Origin of the sequence: Streptomyces viridochromogenes, from assembly GCF_001270495.1 — a bacterium.
In the GTDB taxonomy this organism is placed as follows: Bacteria; Actinomycetota; Actinomycetes; order Streptomycetales; family Streptomycetaceae; genus Streptomyces; species Streptomyces viridochromogenes_A.
This window is the reverse complement of the sequence record NZ_LGUR01000226.1, coordinates 30,411-53,985: the sequence shown is the minus strand read 5'-3', so window position 1 is coordinate 53,985 and position 23,575 is coordinate 30,411. Positions and strand designations below refer to the sequence as shown.

The 23,575-nt window shown below is 66.7% G+C and carries 19 protein-coding genes and 1 tRNA gene; 17 read left to right on the top strand and 3 right to left on the bottom strand.

Annotated elements, in window-relative coordinates:
* Positions 1 to 38: 38 nt before the first annotated feature.
* A complete protein-coding gene (locus tag ADK36_RS32775) occupies positions 39 to 1,076 on the bottom strand; it encodes an adenosine deaminase (RefSeq protein ID WP_048585305.1) in 1,038 nt (345 codons plus the stop codon).
* A 122-nt stretch (positions 1,077 to 1,198) separates the two neighbouring features.
* Positions 1,199 to 2,425 (bottom strand): pyridoxal phosphate-dependent aminotransferase, encoded by a 1,227-nt coding sequence (locus tag ADK36_RS32770; protein WP_048585306.1) that lies wholly within the window; start codon positions 2,423 to 2,425, stop codon positions 1,199 to 1,201.
* Positions 2,426 to 2,708: 283 nt separating this feature from the next.
* On the opposite strand from ADK36_RS32770, the gene ADK36_RS32765 reads away from it, so the two are divergent.
* From ADK36_RS32765 to tuf, 17 genes are all read left to right on the top strand, one after another.
* Positions 2,709 to 2,781 (top strand) — tRNA-Trp (locus ADK36_RS32765).
* Positions 2,782 to 2,889: 108 nt separating this feature from the next.
* Positions 2,890 to 3,174: a preprotein translocase subunit SecE gene (secE, locus tag ADK36_RS32760; RefSeq protein WP_030046346.1), complete on the top strand. Its 285-nt coding sequence runs from the start codon at positions 2,890 to 2,892 to the stop codon at positions 3,172 to 3,174.
* A gap of 80 nt (positions 3,175 to 3,254) precedes the next feature.
* Positions 3,255 to 4,112 carry a transcription termination/antitermination protein NusG gene (gene nusG, locus ADK36_RS32755; RefSeq protein WP_048585307.1) on the top strand — a complete coding sequence of 286 codons (858 nt, stop codon included), beginning with the start codon at positions 3,255 to 3,257 and terminating at the stop codon, positions 4,110 to 4,112.
* A 5-nt stretch (positions 4,113 to 4,117) separates the two neighbouring features.
* On the top strand, positions 4,118 to 4,618 hold the full coding sequence (locus ADK36_RS32750; protein WP_048585308.1) for a hypothetical protein: 501 nt from the start codon (positions 4,118 to 4,120) through the stop codon (positions 4,616 to 4,618).
* Between the two features lie 120 nt (positions 4,619 to 4,738).
* Positions 4,739 to 5,173 (top strand): 50S ribosomal protein L11, encoded by a 435-nt coding sequence (gene rplK, locus ADK36_RS32745; protein WP_028805116.1) that lies wholly within the window; start codon positions 4,739 to 4,741, stop codon positions 5,171 to 5,173.
* A 79-nt stretch (positions 5,174 to 5,252) separates the two neighbouring features.
* Positions 5,253 to 5,978: a 50S ribosomal protein L1 gene (gene rplA / locus ADK36_RS32740; protein WP_053200048.1), complete on the top strand. Its 726-nt coding sequence runs from the start codon at positions 5,253 to 5,255 to the stop codon at positions 5,976 to 5,978.
* A gap of 130 nt (positions 5,979 to 6,108) precedes the next feature.
* The gene (locus ADK36_RS32735; RefSeq protein ID WP_107083885.1) at positions 6,109 to 6,915 is read left to right on the top strand and encodes a hypothetical protein; all 807 of its coding nucleotides are present in this window, start codon (positions 6,109 to 6,111) and stop codon (positions 6,913 to 6,915) included.
* Between the two features lie 91 nt (positions 6,916 to 7,006).
* Positions 7,007 to 7,858: a hypothetical protein gene (locus ADK36_RS32730; protein WP_063776936.1), complete on the top strand. Its 852-nt coding sequence runs from the start codon at positions 7,007 to 7,009 to the stop codon at positions 7,856 to 7,858.
* 291 nt (positions 7,859 to 8,149) lie between these two features.
* Positions 8,150 to 8,680, top strand: a complete 531-nt coding sequence (rplJ, locus tag ADK36_RS32725; RefSeq protein WP_030046352.1) for a 50S ribosomal protein L10 — start codon at positions 8,150 to 8,152, stop codon at positions 8,678 to 8,680.
* A 114-nt stretch (positions 8,681 to 8,794) separates the two neighbouring features.
* The gene (rplL, locus tag ADK36_RS32720) at positions 8,795 to 9,184 is read left to right on the top strand and encodes a 50S ribosomal protein L7/L12 (RefSeq protein ID WP_048585311.1); all 390 of its coding nucleotides are present in this window, start codon (positions 8,795 to 8,797) and stop codon (positions 9,182 to 9,184) included.
* A 582-nt stretch (positions 9,185 to 9,766) separates the two neighbouring features.
* The gene (gene rpoB, locus ADK36_RS32715; RefSeq protein ID WP_048585312.1) at positions 9,767 to 13,252 is read left to right on the top strand and encodes a DNA-directed RNA polymerase subunit beta; all 3,486 of its coding nucleotides are present in this window, start codon (positions 9,767 to 9,769) and stop codon (positions 13,250 to 13,252) included.
* 97 nt (positions 13,253 to 13,349) lie between these two features.
* Positions 13,350 to 17,249, top strand: coding sequence for a DNA-directed RNA polymerase subunit beta' (locus ADK36_RS32710; RefSeq protein WP_048585313.1), 3,900 nt, complete (start codon positions 13,350 to 13,352; stop codon positions 17,247 to 17,249).
* A gap of 211 nt (positions 17,250 to 17,460) precedes the next feature.
* Positions 17,461 to 18,036 (top strand): DUF1707 and DUF4190 domain-containing protein, encoded by a 576-nt coding sequence (locus ADK36_RS32705; protein ID WP_078942765.1) that lies wholly within the window; start codon positions 17,461 to 17,463, stop codon positions 18,034 to 18,036.
* Positions 18,037 to 18,495: 459 nt separating this feature from the next.
* Positions 18,496 to 18,867 (top strand): 30S ribosomal protein S12, encoded by a 372-nt coding sequence (gene rpsL, locus ADK36_RS32700; RefSeq protein ID WP_003948652.1) that lies wholly within the window; start codon positions 18,496 to 18,498, stop codon positions 18,865 to 18,867.
* 2 nt (positions 18,868 to 18,869) lie between these two features.
* Positions 18,870 to 19,340, top strand: a complete 471-nt coding sequence (gene rpsG / locus ADK36_RS32695) for a 30S ribosomal protein S7 (protein WP_003992340.1) — start codon at positions 18,870 to 18,872, stop codon at positions 19,338 to 19,340.
* Positions 19,341 to 19,379: 39 nt separating this feature from the next.
* A complete protein-coding gene (gene fusA, locus ADK36_RS32690) occupies positions 19,380 to 21,506 on the top strand; it encodes an elongation factor G (RefSeq protein WP_048585314.1) in 2,127 nt (708 codons plus the stop codon).
* A 154-nt stretch (positions 21,507 to 21,660) separates the two neighbouring features.
* Entirely contained in the window at positions 21,661 to 22,854 is a 1,194-nt protein-coding gene (tuf, locus tag ADK36_RS32685; RefSeq protein ID WP_030046358.1) for an elongation factor Tu, read from the top strand.
* A 98-nt stretch (positions 22,855 to 22,952) separates the two neighbouring features.
* Here tuf and ADK36_RS32680 read toward each other — a convergent pair whose 3' ends face one another.
* Positions 22,953 to 23,462, bottom strand: a complete 510-nt coding sequence (locus tag ADK36_RS32680; protein WP_159029286.1) for a hypothetical protein — start codon at positions 23,460 to 23,462, stop codon at positions 22,953 to 22,955.
* Positions 23,463 to 23,575: the final 113 nt, after the last annotated feature.

Here is a 23,575-nt window from a genome sequence, read left to right as displayed (position 1 = left end):
GCCAGGGCGCATCCGGCGCATCAGGCACACCCTGCGGGCTACGCGGGCAGGGCGAGCCAGTCCTCCACCCCTGCCAGCAGCTTCGCCTTCGTCTCCTCCGGAGCCGCGGACCCCCGCACCGACTGCCGGGCCAGCTCCGCCAGCTCCTCGTCCGTGAAGGCGTGGTGGTGGCGGGCGATGTCGTACTGGGCGGCCAGACGCGAGCCGAAGAGCAGGGGGTCGTCGGCGCCCAGGGCCATCGGGACGCCGGCGTCGTACAGCGTCCGCAGCGGGACGTCCTCGGGCTTCTCGTAGACGCCGAGGGCGACGTTCGAGGCGGGGCACACCTCGCATGTGACGCCCCTGTCGGCGAGGCGCTTCAGCAGCCGCGGATCCTCGGCCGCCCGCACCCCGTGGCCGATCCGGTTCGCGTCCAGGTCGTCCAGGCAGTCACGGACCGAGGACGGACCGGTCAGCTCGCCACCGTGCGGGGCCGACAGCAGGCCACCCTCACTGGCGATGTGGAAGGCGCGGTCGAAGTCGCGCGCCATGCCCCGGCGTTCGTCGTTCGACAACCCGAAGCCGACCACGCCCCGGTCGGCGTACCGCACCGCCAGACGCGCCAGCGTGCGGGCGTCCAGAGGGTGCTTCATACGGTTCGCGGCGACCAGGACACGCATCCCGAGCCCGGTGTCCCGCGACGCCGTCTCCACCGCGTCCAGGATGACCTCCAGCGCCGGGATCAGTCCGCCCAGCCGGGGCGCGTACGACGTCGGGTCGACCTGGATCTCCAGCCAGCCCGAGCCGTCGTTCAGATCCTCCTCCGCGGCCTCCCTGACCAGGCGCTGGATGTCCTCCGGCTGCCGTAGGCACGAGCGCGCCGCGTCATACAGGCGCTGGAAGCGGAACCAGCCCCGCTCGTCCGTCGCCCGCAGCTTCGGCGGCTCCCCGCTGGTCAGCGCGTCGGTCAGCGCCTCGGGCAGACGTACGCCGTATTTGTCGGCCAGTTCCAGCAGGGTCGTAGGCCGCATCGACCCGGTGAAGTGCAGGTGCAGATGGGCTTTCGGCAGTTCAGAGACATCACGTACACGCTCCATTCCAGGATCCTGCCGTACGTGTCCGCCGTCCCGGTAGCGCTTTCGCCATTAGTGGTCTTGCTCGCACAAACAAACGGGGCACATACCAAACTCGGTATGTGCCCCGGGCCGATGCGGAACCGTCAGTCCCGCGCCTCGGCCAGCAGCTTCTGGATGCGGCTCACGCCCTCGACGAGGTCCTCGTCACCGAGCGCGTACGACAGTCGCAGATAGCCCGGCGTGCCGAAGGCCTCACCCGGGACGACCGCGACCTCGGCCTCCTCCAGGATGAGCGCGGCCAGCTCGACCGAGTCCTGGGGGCGCTTGCCGCGGATCTCCTTGCCGATGAGGGCCTTCACCGAGGGGTACGCGTAGAAGGCGCCCTCGGGCTCCGGGCAGACCACGCCGTCGATCTCGTTGAGCATCCGGACGATCGTCTTGCGGCGGCGGTCGAAGGCCTCGCGCATCTTCGCGACCGCGTCCAGGTCACCGGAGACGGCGGCGAGCGCGGCGACCTGCGCCACGTTCGAGACGTTCGACGTCGCGTGCGACTGGAGGTTGGTCGCGGCCTTCACCACGTCCTTCGGGCCGATGATCCAGCCGACCCGCCAGCCCGTCATGGCGTACGTCTTGGCCACACCGTTGACCACGATGCACTTGTCGCGCAGCTCGGGCAGGACGGCGGGCAGCGACACGGACACCGCGTCGCCGTAGACCAGGTGCTCGTAGATCTCGTCCGTCATCACCCACAGGCCGTGCTCGACGGCCCAGCGGCCGATCGCCTCGGTCTCGGCCTCGCTGTAGACGGCGCCGGTCGGGTTGGACGGCGACACGAAGAGGACGACCTTCGTCTTCTCCGTACGGGCCGCCTCCAGCTGCTCCACCGAGACGCGGTAGCCGGTCGTCTCGTCGGCGACGATCTCGACCGGGACACCGCCCGCGAGACGGATCGACTCCGGGTACGTCGTCCAGTACGGGGCCGGGACGATGACCTCGTCGCCCGGGTCGAGGATCGCGGCGAAGGCCTCGTAGATGGCCTGCTTACCGCCGTTGGTGACGAGGATCTGCGAGACGTCGGGTTCGTAGCCGGAATCACGCAGCGTCTTCGCGGCGATCGCGGCCTTCAGCTCGGGCAGACCGCCGGCCGGGGTGTACCGGTGGTACTTCGGGTTCTTGCAGGCCTCGATGGCGGCCTCGACGATGTAGTCCGGGGTCGGGAAGTCGGGCTCACCGGCGCCGAAGCCGATCACCGGACGCCCGGCGGCCTTGAGGGCCTTGGCCTTGGCGTCCACGGCGAGGGTGGCGGACTCGGAGATCGCGCCGACTCGGGCGGAGACCCGGCGCTCGGTGGGAGGGGTTGCAGCGCTCATGGGGCCCATCGTTTCAGACAGGAAACGCGCCCGGCACGGGGGTTTCACAGACTGAACATCAGCTGAACAACCGTGCGGATCCGGGCCACGGCCAGCGGATCTTGCGCCCGGCGACCGCTGTTCTTCGGCCGATCTTTCGTCGGCCAACCCTCCCACGGGCACTTTCTGTTCGACGGCGCGCCCAGGACCACGTACACTCTCACCTCGTTGGCCTTCAGCGGCCCGCAGTCACAGGGTGCACACCGTGCATCCGTCCGGATGCGGTACGTTGGGGGACATACAAAGGGTCGTAGCTCAATTGGTAGAGCACTGGTCTCCAAAACCAGCGGTTGGGGGTTCAAGTCCCTCCGGCCCTGCTACACACACCTTCGCCAGGATGTGTGCGCATGTACGTACAGCAATGCACCGCCGTGCGGCTCAAACCGGGCGCGGCACGGCCACGACCCGGAATCAGGTGAGGACGAGTGACGGACGCCGTGGGCTCCATCGACATGCCTGATGCCCAGGACGAGGCGCCGGAGTCCAAGAAGACCCGTAAGGGTGGCAAGCGCGCCAAGAAGGGCCCGCTGAAGCGACTCGCCCTTTTCTACCGCCAGATCATCGCGGAGCTCCGCAAGGTCGTCTGGCCGACGCGCAACCAGCTGACGACGTACACCACCGTGGTGATCATCTTCGTCGTCATCATGATCGGCCTGGTGACCGTGATTGACTATGGGCTCGACAACGCCGCCAAGTACGTCTTTGGCTGAGCCAAGAGCGAAGGGCGCCGAGGTTACCGGCGCCCCTTTCGCATGTTCCACCCCTATGTATCCAGGAAGAAGCAGCCACCGTGTCTGACCAGAACGTGAACGACGCCATCGAGCCACACGGGCAGGGCGTCGAGTCCGTGGAAGACGAGCTCGACATCGTCGAAGGCGCGGACGAGGACCTGGACGAGGTCGAGGCTGCCGACGCCGAGGCAGGCGAGCCCGCCGAGGAATCCGCCCTCCACGTCGAGGACGAGTCCGGCGGTGACGTCGAAGCCGTCGAGGACGAGGAAGAGGACGCCGAGGAGGAGCCGGCCGAGCCGGTCGACCCCGTCGCCGCCCTGCGCGACGAGCTCCGCACGCTGCCCGGCGAGTGGTACGTCATCCACACCTACGCCGGTTACGAGAACCGCGTGAAGACCAACCTGGAGCAGCGCGCCGTCTCGCTGAACGTCGAGGACTACATCTTCCAGGCCGAGGTGCCGCAGGAAGAGGTCGTCCAGATCAAGAACGGCGACCGCAAGACGATCAAGCAGAACAAGCTGCCGGGTTACGTCCTGGTCCGCATGGACCTGACCAACGAGTCCTGGGGCGTCGTCCGCAACACCCCCGGCGTCACCGGCTTCGTGGGCAACGCGTACGACCCGTATCCGCTGACCCTGGACGAGATCGTCAAGATGCTCGCGCCGGAGGCCGAGGAGAAGGCCGCCCGCGAGGCCGCCGAGGCCGAGGGCAAGCCGGCTCCGCAGCGCAAGGTCGAGGTCCAGGTGCTGGACTTCGAGGTCGGCGACTCGGTCACCGTCACCGACGGTCCGTTCGCCACGCTCCAGGCCACGATCAACGAGATCAACGCCGACTCGAAGAAGGTCAAGGGCCTGGTGGAGATCTTCGGGCGTGAGACTCCGGTCGAGCTGTCCTTCGACCAGATCCAGAAGAACTGAGCCAGTTGGCCGACATACGCAGCGAGGGCGCCCCGCCGGAGGAATCCGGTCCGGGGCGTCTTCGCCGTTTCCGCTGGCCCATCGTGTTCCTGTCGTTGACGGCGATTTTCGCGACCGCCCCGGCCTACGTCGGCACCACCCAGTGGCAGCGGGTGGCAAAGGTCCAGGACGGTGTCCGCGCAGTCGGCGTCTTCCACGCCGAGAGTTCCAACTGCTGGAGTCAGCGCTGCTGGGTCGAGTTTGAGATCGACGGCAAGCGCGTTGAGGCCGATCTGCCGGCCCTCACCTCCGAGGGGAGGCGCAGGGCCTCCCGTGAGGGCAGGCCGATCACCATCAGGTACCTGGCCTCGGACCCGATGGTTGCGGCCGAGGAGGACGGCTTCGGCTACGTCGTCGCCGTCACCGCCGCGCTCTCCATGCCCGCCGGGATCATGCTGATCTTCGGTCTCGGCACCCTCGGCGCTGCCCTGCGGGGGCGGCCACCCTTCGCCCCGTGGTCCTCCTGAGCTGCCGATTTCATGTCTCGCGACCACAGCGGCTATCGTTGTGCGGTATGCCATCTGCCTGATGATTCATCCGAATGACGCAGGTGGTACTCAACCTCTCAGTAAGGACCCGGAGAGAGCATGCCTCCCAAGAAGAAGAAGGTCACGGGGCTCATCAAGCTCCAGATCCAGGCCGGCGCAGCCAACCCGGCCCCGCCGGTCGGCCCCGCGCTGGGCCAGCACGGCGTCAACATCATGGAGTTCTGCAAGGCCTACAACGCCGCGACCGAGTCGCAGCGCGGTTGGGTCATCCCGGTGGAGATCACGGTCTACGAGGACCGTTCCTTCACCTTCATCACCAAGACGCCGCCGGCCGCCAAGATGATCCTCAAGGCCGCGGGCGTGGAGAAGGGCTCCGGCGAGCCGCACAAGACCAAGGTCGCCAAGATCACCGAGGCGCAGGTCCGCGAGATCGCCACCACCAAGATGCCCGACCTCAACGCCAACGACTTGGACGCCGCCGCGAAGATCATCGCCGGCACCGCCCGTTCCATGGGCATCACGGTCGAGGGCTGACCTCCAACCCCCCAAGCAGAAGTAAGTGGCAGGGCCTGCTCGGCCCGGACCACAACTCCTAGAAATCACAGGAGCAGTAGTGAGCAAGCGCAGCAAGACTCTCCGCGCTGCGGACGCCAAGATCGACCGGGAGAAGCTGTACGCCCCGCTCGAGGCCGTCCGTCTCGCCAAGGAGACGTCCACGACCAAGTTCGACGGCACCGTCGAGGTCGCCTTCCGTCTGGGTGTCGACCCGCGTAAGGCCGACCAGATGGTCCGTGGCACCGTGAACCTTCCGCACGGCACCGGTAAGACCGCCCGGGTCCTGGTCTTCGCGACCGGCGACCGTGCCGAGGCCGCGCGTGCCGTCGGCGCCGACATCGTCGGTGCCGACGAGCTGATCGACGAGGTCTCGAAGGGCCGCCTGGACTTCGACGCCGTCGTCGCCACCCCGGACCTCATGGGCAAGGTCGGCCGCCTCGGCCGCGTGCTCGGTCCGCGTGGCCTGATGCCGAACCCGAAGACCGGCACCGTCACCCCTGACGTGGCCAAGGCCGTCACCGACATCAAGGGCGGCAAGATCGAGTTCCGCGTCGACAAGCACTCGAACCTGCACTTCATCATCGGCAAGGTGTCGTTCGACGACAGCAAGCTGGTGGAGAACTACGGCGCCGCGCTGGAGGAGATCCTCCGTCTGAAGCCGTCCGCCGCCAAGGGTCGCTACATCAAGAAGGCCGCGATCAGCACCACGATCGGCCCCGGCATCCCCGTCGACCCGAACCGCACCCGCAACCTCCTCGTCGAGGAGGACCCGGCCGCGGTCTGAGCCACTGGCTCACCAGGCTCGAAAGCGGGCCCCACACCCTTCCCGGGTGTGGGGCCCGTCCCCGTTCTCGGACACGTTTGTCAGTGCCCTGGGTTAACGTGCATTCACGGGATTCGCACAGGGGGGACGAATGACGAGCACGAGGGTGCGCCGGTCGGCGTTCTGGGTCGGGCTGCTGACCGCGCTGACGGCCCTGGCCGCCTGCACCTCCTCCGGCAGCCCCGACGGGCCGGACCGCACCGCGCCGGCCCGCGCCGTGACGGCCGCACTGCGTGCCGTGGAGCGATCCACCGACCGGGCCGAGTCCGCCCGCGTCAGGTCCACGACCACCATGGGCTCGACGCTGTCCATGACGGCCGACGGCACCCTCGCCTGGGGCGACGACCTCACCGGCACACTGACGATCACGTACACCGGGGGCACGACGGCCGAGACGATGCGCCGTCTCGGCACGACGTCGATGGAGGCCCGCTACCTCCCCGACGCCTACTACGCGCGCATAGGCGACTCGTTCGCCGAGAAGACCGGTGGCAGGCACTGGATCAAGTACGCCTACGACGACCTGGACGACCTCGCCGGGAGTTCCGGAGCGGATCTCGCGGACCAGATGCGCGGCACCGCGCCGCATACGTCGGTGCAGCGGCTGCTGTCCTCCACGGACGTACGGAGGGTCGGCGAGGAGACGGTGAGAGACGAGCGCACCACGCACTACTCCGGGACGGTGCAGGGGGACGGTGCCACCGAACAGACCGTGGACATATGGGTCGACCGCCGGAACCTGCTGGTAAAGAAGGTCGAGAAGGGCCGGACGGCCACGGGGCAGTTGACCCAGACCGCGTACTACAGCGACTACGGAGTGAAGGCCACGGCCGAGAAGCCTCCGGCGGGGGACACCGCGGATCTCAGGGAGCTGCTGAAGGACTCGGCGGGCCGCTGAATTCGCGAGCCCGCTCAGGGCGCCTGGTATACGCTCCCGATCTTGCTGTGCGTCGACCACGCATCAGCCATGTGTTCCTTGGGGGGAATCGATGAGGCTTGCCGTACGTGCCGTCCTGCCCGCGGCCGCGCTGCCTGCCGCCGTCCTGCTGCTCGCCGGCTGTGGAGCGGGTGCCGGTGCGGAGCAGTCCGCGGGCTCATCGGCCGCCGACGCCGTCGCGCGTGCCGCGGAGAGGACCAAAGGCGTCACGTCCCTGCACTACCGGGTGACCGGAGACTTTCCGGAGCGGGGGCGGATAGCGGACGAGGGGACCGTCCGCACGAAACCGATGGTCGCGCGCCTCAGAACGGCCAACCTGAGCGGCGACGAGCGGGGCGAGACCGAGCTGCGCCTGGTCGACGGGGTGCTGTACGGCAGCGCGACCGACGACATGGTGGAGGAGATGGGCGGCCGGCACTGGATCAGCTACGGCCCGAAGGCCGAGTTCACCACGCACGGCGGCCTGCGCATGGACGTCGGTGGCCTGCGCGACCAGGTCGGCCGGAACCCGGCGCGGGAAGCCGCCTTCCTGGCCGACGCCGAGGACGTGAAGCGCATCGGCTCCGAGAAGGTCGACGGCGCCGACACCACGCACTACGCCGGGACGGCCACGATCGACGAGCTCCGGACCTCCCTCAAGCAGATCAAGGACAAGTCCACCCGGGAAGGGCGGGCGAACAGCCTCGACCAGTACCGGAAGGTGGGCGTGGACGAACTCACCCTGGACGTGTGGGTCGACCGCGACGGCCACGTCAAGCAGCTCCGCACCCAGGGCTTCGGCCGCCACGGCGTGCTCGACCTCACCTTCACCTTCCTCGACCGGGGTAAGCCGGTGACGGTCCGGGCGCCTCGTGCCGACGACACGGCGGACCTGCGCAAGCCGCTGAAGAAGAACGGCAGCTGAAGGGCCGTAGGGGCCGATTTGCCTGACAGCGACCGAGTCCCGTACTCTCCTACAGAAGCCAAAGACCGCTGGTCGTTGCCGTGCGCTCGCGAGAGGGTGCGGTGGCCGAAGGATCCGCTGAAAATGCGGGCGACCCGCGCAGGTGACAGTGGAAGAACTCCCGGAGCGCGTACGGCAACGTGTGTGCAACCGGTCGAGTCCGCCCCGTGCGCCTGCGCCGGGGCGTTTCGTTTTCCCCAGTCCTCCTTCGGGTCCGCGCGGTCAGAATCACCCGGAAGGAGGCCGAGGCTCATGGCGAGGCCCGACAAGGCTGCCGCAGTGGCCGAGTTGACGGAGCAGTTCCGCAACTCCAACGCTGCCGTGCTGACCGAGTACCGCGGTCTCACCGTGGCGCAGCTCAAGACGCTGCGTCGTTCGCTCGGTGAGAACGCCCAGTACGCCGTGGTGAAGAACACGCTGACCAAGATTGCGGCCAACGAGGCCGGGATCACGACGCTGGACGACCTGTTCAACGGTCCGACGGCTGTCGCCTTCGTCACCGGTGACCCGGTGGAGTCGGCGAAGGGTCTCCGTGACTTCGCCAAGGACAACCCGAATCTCGTCATCAAGGGCGGTGTCCTTGAGGGTAAGGCGCTGAGCGCCGACGAGATCAAGAAGCTTGCGGACCTCGAGTCCCGCGAGGTTCTGCTCAGCAAGCTGGCCGGTGCCTTCAAGGCGAAGCAGTCCCAGGCTGCCTCCGTCTTCCAGGCGCTGCCGTCGAAGCTCGTCCGCACGGTGGACGCGCTCCGCGCCAAGCAGGCCGAGCAGGGCGGTGCCGAGTAATTCGGCTCGCACACTGGCCGCCGCAGCCTGACCGCGGAGGCCACAGCGGGCCGACGTACGCCCGCCTCACCCAGTACACCCGGCACCTGCCGATTTAGTGGAAGGACCGCCATCATGGCGAAGCTCAGCCAGGAAGACCTGCTCGCGCAGTTCGAGGAGATGACCCTCATCGAGCTCTCCGAGTTCGTGAAGGCCTTCGAGGAGAAGTTCGACGTCACCGCCGCCGCTGCCGCCCCGGTCGTCGTTGCCGGCGCCGCTGGTGCCGGTGCGGGCGCCGAGGCCGTCGAGGAGAAGGACGAGTTCGACGTCGTCCTCACCGGCGCCGGCGACAAGAAGATCCAGGTCATCAAGGTCGTGCGTGAGCTGACCTCCCTCGGCCTGAAGGAGGCCAAGGACCTGGTCGACGGTGCGCCGAAGCCGGTTCTGGAGAAGGTCAACAAGGAGGCCGCGGACAAGGCCAAGGAGGCCCTCGAGGGCGCCGGTGCGGCCGTCGAGGTCAAGTAAGACCCCTCCGGTCGAGTACGACCTTCGCGCATGCTGAACGCAGCCTCCTGAGGCTGTAACGCAGTCGCACCGAAGAGCGATCATCCATTCGGGTGGTCGCTCTTCGGCGTTCCTGGGGGCGCGGCCACGGTTACCTTGCACCCGCTATGGCGGGGGGTATGGTGATCTTCGTCGTGTCTCCGGGAGCCCCTGGGTTCGGGCATGGGGGCCTTGACGAACCGCACGCAGCGCGCAATTCTCAGGACGCGTCGTCACAAGGATCCGAATCCGAGGCATGGATCGGCGACGAAGAGGGCAGTATCAACGTGCAATGAGGGCAGGCATGCCGAGGGCGTTGAGAACAACGAGGGTCGCGAAAAACCCGCACTGGACATCAGTGTGCCAAGTGGCTACACTGACCCTTTGCGCTGCCTGTTAGCTGTCCCCTGCCCGTCACCAGGGGCATGCCCTCGCTTGAGCACCGATGACCGGACCGTCCCTGACCTGGCCATTCTTTGGTCGGAGAAGGAAACGCCTGTCTCTGTGTCCCTGTGAGGGGCCGGTACGCGCGTAGTGAGTCCGAGCCCTCGGAAGGACCCCCTCTTGGCCGCCTCGCGCACTGCCTCGACCGCGAATACGAACAACGGCGCAAGCACCGCCCCGCTGCGCATCTCTTTTGCAAAGATCAAGGAGCCCCTCGAGGTTCCGAACCTGCTCGCGCTGCAGACCGAGAGCTTCGACTGGCTGCTCGGCAACACCGCCTGGCAGAGTCGGGTCGAGGCGGCTCTGGAGTCGGGTCAGGACGTCCCCACCAAGTCCGGTCTGGAGGAGATCTTCGAGGAGATCTCTCCGATCGAGGACTTCTCCGGGTCGATGTCGCTGACGTTCCGCGACCACCGTTTCGAGCCGCCGAAGAACAGCATCGACGAGTGCAAGGAGCGCGACTTCACGTACGCCGCCCCGCTCTTCGTGACGGCTGAGTTCACCAACAACGAGACCGGCGAGATCAAGTCCCAGACGGTCTTCATGGGCGACTTCCCGCTCATGACCCACAAGGGCACCTTCGTCATCAACGGCACCGAGCGTGTCGTGGTGTCGCAGCTGGTCCGTTCGCCCGGTGTCTACTTCGACAGCTCCATCGACAAGACGTCCGACAAGGACATCTTCTCCGCCAAGATCATCCCGTCCCGGGGTGCCTGGCTGGAGATGGAGATCGACAAGCGCGACATGGTCGGTGTCCGCATCGACCGCAAGCGCAAGCAGTCCGTGACCGTTCTGCTCAAGGCTCTCGGTTGGACGACCGAGCAGATCCTGGAGGAGTTCGGCGAGTACGAGTCCATGCGCGCCACCCTGGAGAAGGACCACACCCAGGGCCAGGACGACGCGCTGCTCGACATCTACCGCAAGCTGCGTCCGGGCGAGCCCCCCACGCGTGAGGCCGCGCAGACGCTTCTGGAGAACCTGTACTTCAACCCGAAGCGCTACGACCTCGCCAAGGTCGGCCGCTACAAGGTCAACAAGAAGCTGGGTGCGGAGGCTCCGCTCGACGCGGGCATCCTGACCGTCGAGGACGTCATCTCGACGATCAAGTACCTGGTGAAGCTGCACGCCGGTGAGACCGAGACGGCCGCGGACAACGGCCAGACGATCGTCGTCGAGACCGACGACATCGACCACTTCGGCAACCGTCGTCTGCGCAGCGTCGGCGAGCTCATCCAGAACCAGGTCCGCACGGGTCTGGCTCGTATGGAGCGCGTCGTCCGTGAGCGCATGACGACCCAGGACGTCGAGGCGATCACGCCGCAGACCCTGATCAACATCCGGCCGGTCGTCGCCTCCATCAAGGAGTTCTTCGGCACCAGCCAGCTGTCGCAGTTCATGGACCAGAACAACCCGCTGTCGGGTCTCACCCACAAGCGCCGTCTGTCGGCGCTCGGCCCGGGTGGTCTCTCCCGTGAGCGGGCCGGCTTCGAGGTCCGTGACGTGCACCCGTCTCACTACGGCCGTATGTGCCCCATCGAGACCCCTGAAGGCCCGAACATCGGTCTGATCGGTTCGCTCGCCTCCTACGGCCGCGTCAACGCGTTCGGTTTCGTGGAGACGCCGTACCGCAAGGTCGTCGACGGTCAGGTCACCGACGAGGTGGACTACCTGACGGCCGACGAAGAGGACCGCTTCGTCATCGCGCAGGCCAACGCCACGCTCAACGACGACCTGCGCTTCACCGAGAACCGCGTCCTGGTCCGCCGCCGTGGCGGCGAGGTCGACTACGTCGCCGGTGACGACGTGGACTACATGGACGTCTCGCCGCGCCAGATGGTGTCGGTCGCGACCGCCATGATCCCGTTCCTCGAGCACGACGACGCCAACCGTGCCCTCATGGGCGCGAACATGATGCGTCAGGCCGTCCCGCTCATCAAGAGCGAGTCCCCGCTCGTCGGCACCGGCATGGAGTACCGCTCCGCCGTCGACGCCGGCGACGTGGTCAAGGCCGAGAAGGCGGGTGTGGTCCAGGAGGTCTCCGCGGACTACATCACCACCGCCAACGACGACGGCACGTACATCACGTACCGCCTGGCCAAGTTCGCCCGGTCCAACCAGGGCACCTCGGTCAACCAGAAGGTCATCGTCAACGAGGGCGACCGGATCATCGAGGGCCAGGTCCTGGCCGACGGTCCGGCCACCGAGAACGGCGAGATGGCGCTGGGCAAGAACCTGCTCGTGGCGTTCATGCCGTGGGAGGGTCACAACTACGAGGACGCGATCATCCTGTCGCAGCGCCTCGTGCAGGACGACGTCCTCTCCTCGATCCACATCGAGGAGCACGAGGTCGACGCCCGTGACACCAAGCTCGGCCCCGAGGAGATCACCCGGGACATCCCGAACGTCTCCGAGGAGGTCCTCGCCGACCTCGACGAGCGCGGCATCATCCGTATCGGTGCCGAGGTCGTCGCCGGTGACATCCTCGTCGGCAAGGTGACCCCGAAGGGTGAGACCGAGCTGACGCCGGAGGAGCGCCTGCTGCGCGCGATCTTCGGTGAGAAGGCGCGTGAGGTCCGTGACACCTCGCTGAAGGTCCCGCACGGCGAGATCGGCAAGGTCATCGGCGTCCGCGTCTTCGACCGCGAGGAGGGCGACGAGCTTCCCCCCGGTGTGAACCAGCTGGTGCGCGTGTACGTGGCGCAGAAGCGCAAGATCACCGACGGTGACAAGCTCGCCGGCCGTCACGGCAACAAGGGCGTCATCTCCAAGATCCTGCCCATCGAGGACATGCCGTTCCTCGAGGACGGGACCCCCGTCGACATCATCCTCAACCCGCTGGGTGTGCCGTCCCGAATGAACCCGGGACAGGTCCTGGAGATCCACCTCGGCTGGCTCGCCAGCCGCGGCTGGGACGTCTCCGGCCTCGCGGACGAGTGGGCGCAGCGCCTCCAGGCGATCGGCGCCGACTCGGTCCAGCCGGGCACCAACGTCGCGACCCCGGTCTTCGACGGTGCCCGTGAGGACGAGCTCGCGGGTCTGCTGCAGCACACCATCCCGAACCGCGACGGCGAGCGCATGGTGCTCCCGACCGGTAAGGCGCGGCTGTTCGACGGCCGTAGCGGTGAGCCGTTCCCGGACCCGATCTCGGTCGGCTACATGTACATCCTGAAGCTGCACCACCTGGTCGACGACAAGCTGCACGCCCGGTCGACCGGCCCGTACAGCATGATCACCCAGCAGCCGCTGGGTGGTAAGGCCCAGTTCGGTGGCCAGCGGTTCGGTGAGATGGAGGTGTGGGCGCTGGAGGCTTACGGCGCCGCGTACGCCCTCCAGGAGCTGCTGACCATCAAGTCCGACGACGTCACCGGCCGCGTGAAGGTCTACGAGGCCATCGTCAAGGGCGAGAACATCCCCGAGCCCGGCATCCCCGAGTCCTTCAAGGTCCTCATCAAGGAGATGCAGTCGCTCTGCCTGAACGTGGAGGTGCTGTCCAGCGACGGTATGTCCATCGAGATGCGTGACACCGACGAGGACGTCTTCCGCGCAGCGGAGGAGCTCGGCATCGACCTGTCCCGGCGCGAGCCGAGCAGCGTCGAAGAGGTCTGACGGGAGTCCGGCGGGGCCCTCACCCACAGGGCCCCGCCGACCCCCAGGCCCCCGTTTCAGACCACAGACTTACAACCCTGAGAGGGATTGACGCATAGTGCTCGACGTCAACTTCTTCGATGAGCTCCGGATCGGTCTGGCCACCGCTGACGACATCCGTCAGTGGAGCCACGGCGAGGTCAAGAAGCCCGAGACCATCAACTACCGCACCCTCAAGCCCGAAAAGGACGGACTCTTCTGCGAGAAGATCTTCGGTCCGACCCGGGACTGGGAGTGCTACTGCGGCAAGTACAAGCGCGTCCGCTTCAAGGGCATCATCTGTGAGCGCTGCGGCGTCGAGGTCACTCGCGCCAAGGTGCGTCGTGAGCGGATGGGCCACATCGAGCTGGCCGCGCCCGTCACGCACATCTGGTACTTCAAGGGTGTTCCTTCGCGCCTCGGCTACCTGCTGGACCTGGCGCCGAAGGACCTGGAGAAGGTCATCTACTTCGCGGCGTACATGATCACGTACGTCGACGAGGAGCGCCGTACCCGCGACCTGCCCTCCCTGGAGGCGCACGTCTCCGTGGAGCGTCAGCAGGTCGAGAACCGCCGGGACGCCGACCTGGAGGCCCGCGCCAAGAAGCTCGAGACCGACCTGGCCGAGCTGGAGGCCGAGGGTGCCAAGGCCGACGTGCGCCGCAAGGTGCGCGAGGGTGCCGAGCGCGAGATGAAGCAGCTGCGCGACCGTGCGCAGCGCGAGATCGACCGTCTCGACGAGGTGTGGACCCGGTTCAAGAACCTCAAGGTCCAGGACCTGGAGGGCGACGAGCTCCTCTACCGCGAGCTGCGTGACCGCTTCGGCACGTACTTCGACGGTTCGATGGGTGCCGCGGCGCTGCAGAAGCGCCTGGAGTCCTTCGACCTCGACGAGGAGGCCGAGAAGCTCCGCGAGATCATCCGTACCGGCAAGGGCCAGAAGAAGACCCGTGCGCTCAAGCGTCTGAAGGTCGTCTCCGCGTTCCTGCAGACCAGCAACAGCCCCAAGGGCATGGTGCTGGACTGCGTGCCGGTCATCCCGCCGGACCTTCGCCCGATGGTGCAGCTGGATGGTGGCCGCTTCGCGACCTCCGACCTGAACGACCTGTACCGCCGTGTGATCAACCGCAACAACCGTCTGAAGAGGCTTCTCGACCTCGGCGCGCCCGAGATCATCGTCAACAACGAGAAGCGCATGCTTCAGGAGGCTGTTGACGCCCTCTTCGACAACGGTCGTCGTGGTCGCCCGGTCACCGGTCCCGGTAACCGCCCGCTGAAGTCCCTCAGCGACATGCTGAAGGGTAAGCAGGGTCGATTCCGTCAGAACCTGCTCGGTAAGCGTGTGGACTACTCCGCGCGTTCCGTGATCGTCGTCGGTCCGCAGCTGAAGCTGCACCAGTGCGGTCTGCCCAAGGCGATGGCGCTGGAGCTCTTCAAGCCGTTCGTGATGAAGCGCCTGGTCGACCTGAACCACGCGCAGAACATCAAGAGCGCCAAGCGCATGGTGGAGCGCGGCCGTACGGTCGTGTACGACGTCCTCGAAGAGGTCATCGCCGAGCACCCGGTTCTGCTGAACCGTGCTCCCACCCTGCACCGCCTCGGCATCCAGGCCTTCGAGCCGCAGCTGGTCGAGGGCAAGGCCATCCAGATCCACCCGCTCGTCTGCACCGCGTTCAACGCGGACTTCGACGGTGACCAGATGGCCGTGCACCTGCCGCTGTCCGCGGAGGCGCAGGCCGAGGCCCGCATCCTGATGCTGTCCTCGAACAACATCCTGAAGCCGGCTGACGGTCGTCCCGTCACCATGCCGACCCAGGACATGGTTCTTGGTCTGTTCTTCCTCACCACCGACGGCGAGCTGCGCGACACCAAGGGCGAGGGCCGGTCCTTCGGCTCCACGGCCGAGGCGATCATGGCGTTCGACGCCGGTGAGCTCGCTCTGCAGTCGGCGATCGACATCCGCTTCCCGGTGGGCACCATCCCGCCGCGCGGCTGGACCCCGCCGGCGCAGGAGGAGGGCGAGCCGGAGTGGCAGCAGGGGGACACCTTCCGCCTGCGCACCACCCTGGGCCGCGCGCTCTTCAACGAGCTGCTGCCCGAGGACTACCCGTTCGTCGACTACTCGGTGGGCAAGAAGCAGCTCTCCGAGATCGTCAACGACCTCGCCGAGCGCTACCCCAAGGTCATCGTGGCGGCGACGCTCGACAACCTGAAGGCGGCCGGCTTCTACTGGGCGACCCGTTCCGGTGTCACCGTGGCCATCTCCGACGTCGTCGTTCCCGAGGCGAAGAAGGAGATCGTCCGCGGGTACGAGGCGCAGGACGAGAAGGTCCAGAAGCAGTACGAGCGCGGTCTGATCACCAAGGAAGAGCGCACTCAGGAGCTCATCGCGATCTGGACCAAGGCGACCAACGAGGTCGCCGAGGCGATGAACGAGAACTTCCCCAAGACGAACCCCATCTTCATGATGGTTGACTCGGGTGCCCGAGGAAACATGATGCAGATGCGGCAGATCGCCGGTATGCGTGGTCTGGTGTCGAACGCGAAGAACGAGACCATCCCGCGTCCGATCAAGGCGTCCTTCCGTGAGGGCCTGTCCGTGCTGGAGTACTTCATCTCCACGCACGGTGCCCGTAAGGGTCTGGCGGACACCGCCCTGCGTACCGCCGACTCGGGTTACCTGACCCGTCGTCTGGTGGACGTCTCGCAGGACGTCATCATCCGCGAGGAGGACTGCGGCACCGAGCGCGGTCTGAAGCTGGCGATCGCCCACCGCGGTGCCGACGGCGTGCTGCGCAAGGCGGACGACGTCGAGACCAGTGTCTACGCCCGGATGCTCGCCGAGGACGTCGTCATCGACGGCAAGGTGATCGCGCCGGCCAACGTGGACCTCGGTGACGTGCTCATCGACCAGCTGGTGCACCACGGTGTCGAGCAGGTCAAGACCCGCTCGATCCTCACCTGCGAGTCGACCGTCGGCACCTGCGCCATGTGCTACGGCCGTTCGCTCGCCACCGGCAAGCTGGTCGACATCGGTGAGGCGGTCGGCATCATCGCCGCCCAGTCCATCGGTGAGCCCGGTACCCAGCTGACGATGCGTACCTTCCACACCGGTGGTGTGGCCGGTGACGACATCACCCAGGGTCTGCCGCGTGTCGTCGAGCTCTTCGAGGCCCGTACCCCGAAGGGTGTCGCCCCGATCTCCGAGGCCACCGGCCGCGTGCGGATCGAGGAGACCGAGAAGACCAAGAAGATCGTCGTCACCCCGGACGACGGCAGCGACGAGACGGCGTTCCCGATCTCGAAGCGTGCCCGACTCCTGGTCAGCGAGGGCGAGCACGTCGAGGTGGGCCAGAAGCTCACCGTGGGTGCCACCAACCCGCACGACGTGCTGCGCATTCTGGGCCAGCGTGCCGTCCAGGTCCACCTGGTCGGCGAGGTCCAGAAGGTCTACAACTCGCAGGGTGTGTCGATCCACGACAAGCACATCGAGATCATCATCCGGCAGATGCTGCGCCGTGTGACGATCATCGAGTCCGGCGACGCCGAGCTCCTGCCCGGCGAGCTGGTCGAGCGCTCGAAGTTCGAGACCGAGAACCGTCGTGTGGTGCAGGAGGGCGGTCACCCGGCCTCCGGTCGTCCGCAGCTCATGGGTATCACCAAGGCCTCGCTGGCCACGGAGTCCTGGCTGTCGGCGGCGTCCTTCCAGGAGACGACCAGGGTCCTCACGGACGCGGCGATCAACGCCAAGTCCGACTCCCTGATCGGCCTCAAGGAGAACGTCATCATCGGTAAGCTCATCCCGGCCGGTACGGGCCTGTCCCGCTACCGCAACATCCGGGTCGAGCCGACCGAGGAGGCCAAGGCCGCGATGTACTCGGCCGTCGGCTACGACGACATCGACTACTCGCCGTTCGGCACGGGCTCCGGCCAGGCCGTTCCGCTGGAGGACTACGACTACGGTCCGTACAACCAGTAAGCGGGCAGCGGCCTGACTCAGGCGCACCTGACTCAGGCACAGTCGAGGGCGGTCACCTTTCGGGGTGGCCGCCCTTCGGCGTTACCGGCGGTCCCGCCGGCCTCCCGGGGATCGTCTCCGGGTTTTCTCCGGGAGGACCCCGATGCCGGGAATGCCGGTTCGGCGCATCATGGAGGGACTCCGACCAGTACGTACGGGGGAGGTGCTCTCCATGGCGCAGCCGTCGTGGCAGCCCTGGCAGGCGTGGCAGGGCGGCAACGTCCCGCAGCGGTGGCAGGGCGGCAGTGCCCCGCAGCCGTGGTCCGGGCCCGGCACCCCGGCGATGCTGGCCTCGCATGCCGACCGTGAGCGTGCCGTGGACGTGCTCCGGGCCGGCTACGCGGAAGGGCGGTTGGAGCAGCCCGAGTTCGAGAAGCGGGTCACGCGGGCCTACGCGGCCCGTACGGTGGGCGAACTGGCCCTGCTCGTCGCCGACCTCCCCCAGGGCCCCATGCCGCAGCCGGCGCCCGTCACGCCCGTCCCACGGACCTTTCTGGCGGTGTCGCGGCCGCAGACCAACGCGAAAGCGGTCGGCTCCGCCGTCTGTGGTGTGCTGTGTCTGGTGACCTTCGGGCTGACCGGGATCCCGGCGGTGGTGCTGGGGCACGCGGCGCGTGCCGAGATACGCCGGAGCGGGGAGGGTGGTGACACGCTGGCCCTGACCGGGTTGGTGCTCGGGTGGCTGTCGACCGCGGGCTGGGCGGTTCTGCTGATGCTGATGCTCGTGGCGGTCGCGGTGTCCGCGTAGGCGCTCCGCTGGGAGTACCGGGACACCAGTGCCGCGAGGTCCTGTCGTCGTTCGTCCGCTGCGCCGTCGCGGCTGTTCGCGCCCACCCGGCGGAGCCGCAAATCGAGACAGCCCCGCGCCTCTTCCGGGCGCTGCCGAACCGCCGGTGACTTCGTCAGGACGGCGGATTCGAAGATCGAACACGCCGTGCGGTCTTGACATCGGCCGTATGGCGATGCGGGCGAGGCCCATTTGTTTTGACCGCAGCGAATGAGGTAGGTACGCTCAGACCTTGTGCCTGGGGTGTGCCCTGGCTCTCGTGCGTGCCTTCAAACCGCATAGCGAGCTGTGAGCGGCCACCGCAATCTGTGCTCTTTTCGCCTCGCGGCGGGAATCCGCCGGATTCGACACACCCGACCGCGTGGGTCGGCGACGTTCCAGGTTAGCTTCACCATTCGGCACACAGAAACCGGAGAAGTAGTGCCTACGATCCAGCAGCTGGTCCGTAAGGGCCGGCAGGACAAGGTCGAGAAGAACAAGACGCCCGCACTCGAGGGTTCCCCTCAGCGTCGTGGCGTCTGCACGCGTGTGTTCACGACCACCCCGAAGAAGCCGAACTCGGCCCTGCGTAAGGTCGCGCGTGTGCGTCTGACCAGCGGGATCGAGGTCACCGCTTACATTCCGGGTGAGGGACACAACCTGCAGGAGCACTCCATCGTGCTCGTGCGCGGCGGCCGTGTTAAGGACCTGCCGGGTGTTCGCTACAAGATCATCCGTGGTTCGCTTGACACCCAGGGTGTCAAGAACCGCAAGCAGGCCCGCAGCCGCTACGGCGCCAAGAAGGAGAAGTAAGAATGCCTCGTAAGGGCCCCGCCCCGAAGCGCCCGGTCATCATCGACCCGGTCTACGGTTCTCCTCTTGTCACGTCGCTCATCAACAAGGTGCTGCTGAACGGCAAGCGCTCCACCGCCGAGCGCATCGTCTACGGCGCCATGGAGGGTCTGCGTGAGAAGACGGGCAACGACCCGATCATCACGCTGAAGCGCGCGCTTGAGAACATCAAGCCGACCCTCGAGGTCAAGTCCCGCCGTGTCGGTGGTGCGACGTACCAGGTTCCGATCGAGGTCAAGCCCGGTCGTGCCAACACGCTCGCGCTGCGCTGGCTGGTCGGTTACTCCCGCGCCCGTCGCGAGAAGACCATGACCGAGCGTCTCCTCAACGAGCTTCTCGACGCCTCGAACGGCCTCGGTGCGGCCGTGAAGAAGCGCGAGGACACCCACAAGATGGCCGAGTCCAACAAGGCCTTCGCGCACTACCGCTGGTAGTCGCAGACCCCATCGAGACCGAGAGAAGACTGAAGCCTTATGGCTACCACTTCACTTGACCTGGCCAAGGTCCGCAATATCGGGATCATGGCCCACATCGACGCGGGCAAGACGACCACCACCGAGCGGATCCTCTTCTACACCGGCGTCAGCTACAAGATCGGTGAAGTCCACGACGGCGCTGCCACCATGGACTGGATGGAGCAGGAGCAGGAGCGTGGCATCACGATCACCTCTGCTGCCACCACCTGTCACTGGCCGCTCGAGGACAACGACTACACGATCAACATCATCGACACCCCGGGGCACGTCGACTTCACGGTCGAGGTGGAGCGCTCGCTGCGCGTCCTCGACGGTGCCGTCACGGTGTTCGACGGTGTCGCCGGTGTTGAGCCGCAGTCCGAGACGGTGTGGCGTCAGGCCGACCGTTACGGTGTGCCGCGCATCTGCTTCGTGAACAAGCTGGACCGCACCGGTGCCGAGTTCCACCGCTGCGTCGACATGATCTCGGACCGCCTTGGTGCGCAGCCGCTGGTCATGCAGCTTCCGATCGGTGCCGAGGCCGACTTCAAGGGCGTCGTGGACCTGGTCCGCATGAAGGCGCTCGTGTGGTCCGCCGAGGCCGCCAAGGGCGAGATGTACGACGTCGTCGACATCCCGGCCACGCACACCGAGGCTGCCGAGGAGTACCGCGGCAAGCTGATCGAGGGCGTCGCCGAGAACGACGAAGAGATCATGGAGCTGTACCTGGAGGGCCAGGAGCCCACCGAGGAGCAGCTGTACGCCGCGATCCGTCGCATCACCATCGCGTCCGGCAAGTCCAGCGACACCACGGTCACCCCGGTGTTCTGTGGCACCGCGTTCAAGAACAAGGGCGTCCAGCCCCTGCTCGACGCGGTCGTGCGCTACCTGCCGACCCCGCTCGACGTCGAGGCCATCGAGGGCCACGACGTGAAGGACCCCGAGCTGGTCGTCAAGCGCAAGCCGTCCGACGACGAGCCGCTGTCCGCGCTGGCGTTCAAGATCATGAGCGACCCGCACCTCGGCAAGCTCACCTTCGTCCGGGTTTACTCGGGCCGCCTGGAGTCCGGCACCGCCGTGCTGAACTCCGTCAAGGGCAAGAAGGAGCGCATCGGCAAGATCTACCGCATGCACGCGAACAAGCGTGAGGAGATCGAGTCGGTGGGCGCCGGCGACATCATCGCCGTCATGGGCCTGAAGCAGACCACCACCGGTGAGACGCTGTCCGACGACAAGAACCCGGTCATCCTGGAGTCCATGGACTTCCCGGCGCCGGTCATCCAGGTCGCCATCGAGCCCAAGTCGAAGGGCGACCAGGAGAAGCTGGGCGTCGCGATCCAGCGCCTGGCCGAGGAGGACCCGTCCTTCCAGGTCCACTCGGACGAGGAGACCGGCCAGACCATCATCGGTGGTATGGGCGAGCTGCACCTCGAGGTGCTGGTCGACCGTATGCGCCGTGAGTTCAAGGTCGAGGCCAACGTCGGCAAGCCGCAGGTCGCCTACCGCGAGACGATCCGCAAGGCCGTCGAGCGCGTCGACTACACGCACAAGAAGCAGACTGGTGGTACCGGCCAGTTCGCGAAGGTGCAGATCGCGATCGAGCCCATCGAGGGCGGCGACGCCTCGTACGAGTTCGTGAACAAGGTGACCGGTGGTCGTATCCCGAAGGAGTACATCCCTTCGGTCGACGCCGGTGCGCAGGAGGCCATGCAGTTCGGCATCCTCGCGGGCTACGAGATGACGGGCGTCCGCGTCACGCTCATCGACGGTGGCTACCACGAGGTCGACTCCTCCGAGCTCGCGTTCAAGATCGCCGGTTCGCAGGCCTTCAAGGAGGCCGCGCGCAAGGCCAGCCCTGTGCTCCTTGAGCCGATGATGGCCGTCGAGGTCACCACGCCCGAGGACTACATGGGTGAGGTCATCGGCGACATCAACTCCCGCCGTGGCCAGATCCAGGCCATGGAGGAGCGGGCGGGTGCCCGCGTCGTGAAGGGCCTCGTGCCTCTCTCGGAGATGTTCGGTTACGTCGGCGACCTGCGCAGCAAGACGTCGGGCCGTGCCAGCTACTCCATGCAGTTCGACTCCTACGCCGAGGTTCCGCGGAACGTCGCCGAGGAGATCATCGCGAAGGCCAAGGGCGAGTAACGCTCCGCGTTCACACGCTTTAGGCTTGACTCCGGAGCCTTGAGGGGCAAACACCCGCAAACACGGTTGTTTGCCCCGAGGCCCGGGCTTTCCAGCAAAGATCACCTGGCGCCGATGAAGCAAGGCGTTCAGAACCACTCCACAGGAGGACCCCGTGGCGAAGGCGAAGTTCGAGCGGACTAAGCCCCACGTCAACATCGGCACCATCGGTCACATCGACCACGGTAAGACGACCCTTACGGCCGCCATTACCAAGGTGCTGCACGACGCGTACCCGGACCTGAACGAGGCCTCGGCCTTCGACCAGATCGACAAGGCTCCCGAGGAGCGCCAGCGCGGTATCACCATCTCCATCGCGCACGTCGAGTACCAGACCGAGACGCGTCACTACGCCCACGTCGACTGCCCCGGTCACGCGGACTACATCAAGAACATGATCACCGGTGCTGCCCAGATGGACGGCGCCATCCTCGTGGTCGCCGCCACCGACGGCCCGATGCCGCAGACCAAGGAGCACGTGCTCCTGGCCCGCCAGGTCGGCGTTCCGTACATCGTCGTCGCCCTGAACAAGGCCGACATGGTGGACGACGAGGAGATCCTGGAGCTCGTCGAGCTCGAGGTTCGTGAGCTGCTCTCCGAGTACGAGTTCCCGGGCGACGACCTGCCGGTCGTCAAGGTCTCGGCGCTCAAGGCCCTTGAGGGCGACAAGGAGTGGGGCAACACCGTCCTCGAGCTCATGAAGGCCGTGGACGAGAACATCCCGCAGCCCGAGCGTGACGTCGACAAGCCGTTCCTGATGCCGATCGAGGACGTCTTCACGATCACCGGTCGCGGTACGGTCGTCACCGGCCGTATCGAGCGTGGTGTCCTCAAGGTCAACGAGACCGTTGACATCGTGGGCATCAAGCAGGAGAAGACCACCACCACGGTCACCGGCATCGAGATGTTCCGCAAGCTGCTCGACGAGGGCCAGGCCGGTGAGAACGTCGGTCTGCTGCTCCGCGGCATCAAGCGCGAGGACGTCGAGCGCGGCCAGGTCATCATCAAGCCCGGTTCGGTCACGCCGCACACCGAGTTCGAGGCCCAGGCCTACATCCTGTCCAAGGACGAGGGTGGCCGCCACACGCCGTTCTTCAACAACTACCGTCCGCAGTTCTACTTCCGTACGACGGACGTGACCGGCGTTGTGACCCTCCCCGAGGGCACCGAGATGGTCATGCCGGGTGACAACACCGAGATGAAGGTGGAGCTCATCCAGCCCGTCGCCATGGAAGAGGGCCTGAAGTTCGCCATCCGTGAGGGTGGCCGGACGGTCGGCGCCGGCCAGGTCACCAAGATCAACAAGTAAGCTTGTTGGTTTGACCTGGTAGCTCCAGCGCGAGCTCCTGAAGGGGCCCGTACGACTCGGTCGTACGGGCCCCTTTGCTTTCCGGTATGCGGGATGCGTCAGGTGTTGGAGCCGTCCTCGACGAGGCAGAAGTCGAGGTGGCTGAGGCCGTGGTACGTCATGTTCATCGGGTTGACCGGCGCGTGGAGGTTCTGGTCCGCCTGGATGCCGGTGGGCCGGTAGTCGTAGACGTTGGTGTTCGGGCCGCCCTTGACGAGTACGCCGATGGCGTTGAAGTCGTCGGAGATCTCGAAGTCGAAGGTGTTGTCGGTGTCGATGTTGAGGATGGTGACCTCGTCGTCGTCCCCGAACGACCCCTCCGTCACCGGATCGACCTCGACGATGCGGTCGCAGACGAACTCCTCGATGCTGTCGGGCAGCGTGTCGAAGTCCTGGTTGCCCAGTACCTCCACCGGCTGCTCGCCGGAGGCGCTGGGGGCCCCCGGCGCCGCCGACGCGGGGCCGGCCGTGAAGGCGACCGCCAGTGCCGTGGTCAGGCCAAGACCGACGCAGCGCGCTCCCCATCTTGCTCGTGTCGACCGTGTGGTTACTTGAGTGCTTGCTCGCACGACGCTTGCTCCTTGTTGCTCTGGATGTACCGGAGTTCGCCCGGGTTCGGGCGTCTGATCTTTTGCACAATCTGATCAACGCCACCCCCGGAGGGTGTTCTGCCTAGGCCGTC